Origin of the sequence: Lactococcus cremoris subsp. cremoris NBRC 100676 (assembly GCF_001591705.1) — a bacterium.
Lineage (GTDB): Bacteria > Bacillota > Bacilli > Lactobacillales > Streptococcaceae > Lactococcus > Lactococcus cremoris.
In genome coordinates this window covers 1-3,424 of record NZ_BCVK01000096.1, presented here as the reverse complement: position 1 = coordinate 3,424, position 3,424 = coordinate 1, and the positions used below count along the sequence as shown (strand labels likewise).

Genomic DNA, 3,424 nt, shown 5'->3' with positions numbered 1-3,424 from the left:
GGAAAATCCCGCACAAGCAGATACTTTTGTAAAAGCTGCTAATAAATTAGTTAATGACAGTAATTTCCAAGTTTCTAAAAACGATCAAGCTTACCAAAATGTAAAATCATCATTGAATAATGTGGCAAGCTTTGCTAGAAATATTGTTCTTATTGTGGCTATTGCTGGTGCTATAATCTTGGCACTCATCGTCATGCTCATGGTTCGTGAACGTCGCTTTGAAATTGGTGTGTTGATGAGCCTTGGAGAATCTAAAATTAAGATTATTGGACAATTTTTCTTTGAACTCTTTATGGTCATGATAGTTTCTGTCGGAATTGCTTCAGCAGCCGGAAATGTTGTCGGCAATGTCGTTGGACAACAACTTTTGAAACAAGAAACAACTCAAACAACGACGATAACCAACGCAGGGGCACCAGGTGAAAATGGCACGAGAACTCAAGGTCAAAGACCATCAGGAAATGCAGGTGGATTTGTGGGACGTGCAGGCGGAGCCTTCGGCTTCGGACAATCAAGTTCTGAAGCAAAAGCGCTTGAAAAATTGAATATTAAGACATCGGCTACTGAAATTCTATTGCTTGTTGCAATTGCAATTCTAATTACACTGATAGCTGTTGGTTTGGCAAGTATTGGAATTTTAAGATTGAATCCAAAACAAGTGTTAACGAATTGATATTTAAAAGAAGAAACAGTCAAATTATTTACTGACAGCTTTCATTTTTAGCAAAAAAATAGTTGTTACATTTTGTCAGTAAATTTTAAAAGATGAGAGGAGCAAATATGACTCTAAAAGTTGAGAATTTAACTTATTATTATAGCAATCCCGATGATTATTTATTTAAAGATGTAACCGAAAGTTTTGAAAAAGGAACAATGTATGCCATTCTCGGTCAATCAGGTTCGGGAAAGACAACTTTTCTTTCCTTGCTTGCCGGTCTTGATACTCTCAAATCTGGGACAATGTCTTACAATGATAAGCCAATCAAATCAAGTAATTTAACAAATTATCGTAAGAAAACAGTAAGTACTGTTTTTCAAGCTTATAATTTATTGACTTACATGAGTGCTTATGACAATGTTAAAACAGCCGTAAAAATCTCGTCAGTAAAATTTGAGAATGAGAAAGTGGCCATTGAAGAAGCCCTTAATAAAGTGGAGTTGACCCCAGATTTGATTTATAAACCTGTCAGTAAATTATCAGGAGGACAACAACAAAGGGTAGCCATTGCTAGAGCTTTGGTTTTAAACCATGATATCATTATTGCTGATGAACCAACAGGGAATCTTGATGAAGAAACAACGGCACAAATCGTTGAACTTTTTAAAGAAATTGCTCATACAGATAATAAAATTGTGATCCTTGTAACTCACGAAAATGAGGTGGCTAAAGCCTCAGATATAGTTTATACATTAAAACATCGTAAATTTGAAAAAACAGCTTAGAAAAAACCCGTTACAATTAGAGTAACGGGTTTTTTTATTGTACTTATTAGATTTATCTATTAAGCAAAGAAGCGAATGAGGACTCTACCGAGGATGAAAATAAATGCTCAAAATTCGGTAAGACATTTGTAGCAAAGCAGTTATTTCCACTAGGTTAGAAATGAAGAAAAACGCAAGATTCGCTGTTTCACCACCAAAAGCGATTATACCAAAGAGTTTGTTGATAAGAATCATCACTTAGGTGACTATCCTTTAAGATGGCTTTTCTTATATTCAAATCCAAAAGAGTTGATAAATATTACTTATGAAGCCAAGAATAATGATAAATTTATGTTAAAATATTTTTTAGGAGCATAACTATGAATTTAAATTTAAGAGATCTTGAGTATTTTTACCAATTGTCCAAATTACGATCTTTCACTAATGTCGCCAAATATTTTAGAGTAAGTCAACCCACCATTTCTTATGCCATTAAAAGGCTGGAAAGTTATTACGATTGTGACTTGTTTTATAAAGATTCCTCACATCAGGTGGTTGACTTGACGCCAGAAGGTGACCTTTTGGCGATGAGGACAAATGAAATTCTCTCAGAACTAAATCATACTAAAAAAGCAATCCATCGTTCTAGTATGAAGGACTTTAAAGTTGGTTTTCCTCCAATAATAAGTTCCTATCTATTATCAAAGATATTAAAAGAAGAAGAAAGTTTAAACTTTTTAAATGCCTTACATATGATTTATGGCGGTTCAAACGAATTACTGAGTCAGCTTTTAAATGGTGAAATAGATTCAAGCTTACTAGGAAGTTTAGAGAAAATTAAACATCCAGAACTAGAAATTGAAGAACTTTTTCAAAAAGAATTTTTCATTATCATGTCTGACCACCATCCATTAGCGAGCAAGAAAGAACTTGCCTTTAAAGATTTACTTAATGAAGATTTTATCTTGTTGGGCGAACATAATATTCATTTTACTGCTTTTAATTTATTAAACGAGAAATATAACCATTCGGCGAATGCTGTCTTGAAACTTGATGATGCTCATACGATAAAAGAACTGGTGAGAAAAAATTTAGGAATTAGTCTTATGGCAGATATTGGACTATCAGAAGATTTCAAACATCTGGTCAAAATTCCACTTATTGAAGCGGACAAACAATACTTCCATATCAATTATGCTTATCAAAAAATAGCTATTCTTTCTGAAAGTGAAAAAAACTTTTTAGAAATATTGAAAACTTTAAAATAAATTGTAGAAAAAAACATCATTAATATGATGCTTTTTTGAATTAATAAAAATAGGCAAGCGATACCAAAAAATATCAGGAAATGTTATAATTAGAGTATTATTTGTCTCTTTTATGAAGCAAATGATTTTGTCCAGTCAAAGAAAAATATAAGGAAACTATATTATAATACCCGAATTGCTAGTTAATTTCATTGGAAAATAAATAAGTCGTGCTATCCTAATCTTAAACCACTAAGCATTAGAAAGCGCACGACTTATATGACTTATAATAGCACACTTCCAAAAGTTTTTGTTTATTTACTGACAACCATTGAGACGCTTTATCAAACGAGGGTTCCCCTTGAGGTTCAAAACCGAAAGAACGTCCATCTCGCAACATCAGATTGCTTAGTTATCGCTTGTTACCTATGGGGCGTACTGCATTTTAGTGAAACGCTTAAAGCTAAGCACCAACTTGCTCAAAGTTTATTTCCTAATTTCCTAGAATATTATCGCTTTGTCCGCCGTTGTAATGCCCTCTTACCGAGTATCCAAGTCATTCGCCAAGCACTCGTCTTTAAAGAGGTTGAAGGAATGAGTGTATCCATTATTGACAGCTTCCCCATTCCTTTGTGTCAGCCTATTCGTAATTTCAAAAGCAAAGTTCTTGGAGATTATGCAAATGTTGGCTACAATGCTACAAAGGGACAGTACTTCTATGGATGTAAATGTCATGCTTTAGTCAGTGAATCAGA

3 protein-coding genes and 1 pseudogene are annotated in these 3,424 nt (G+C 33.6%); all 4 read left to right on the top strand.

All coding sequences use genetic code 11. The features are described from left to right. Positions 1-673: FtsX-like permease family protein (locus LLA01S_RS11725; RefSeq protein ID WP_081106901.1), on the top strand; the 673-nt coding region annotated here is incomplete at its 5' end. Positions 674-780: 107 nt separating this feature from the next. Further along, on the top strand, positions 781-1,443 hold the full coding sequence (locus LLA01S_RS11720; protein WP_061778353.1) for an ABC transporter ATP-binding protein: 663 nt from the start codon (positions 781-783) through the stop codon (positions 1,441-1,443). Positions 1,444-1,802: 359 nt separating this feature from the next. Further along, positions 1,803-2,690 (top strand): LysR family transcriptional regulator, encoded by an 888-nt coding sequence (locus LLA01S_RS11715; RefSeq protein WP_011675836.1) that lies wholly within the window; start codon positions 1,803-1,805, stop codon positions 2,688-2,690. Between the two features lie 258 nt (positions 2,691-2,948). Beyond that, a pseudogene (locus LLA01S_RS11710) lies at positions 2,949-3,424 on the top strand (IS982-like element IS982B family transposase); the annotation flags it as partial.

Bases quoted from the DNA above. Each gene is read 5' to 3' on its own strand.
- LLA01S_RS11715 (WP_011675836.1), top strand. From the start codon at position 1,803: ATGAATTTAAATTTAAGAGATCTTGAGTATTTTTACCAATTGTCCAAA.
- LLA01S_RS11720 (WP_061778353.1), top strand. From the start codon at position 781: ATGACTCTAAAAGTTGAGAATTTAACTTATTATTATAGCAATCCCGAT.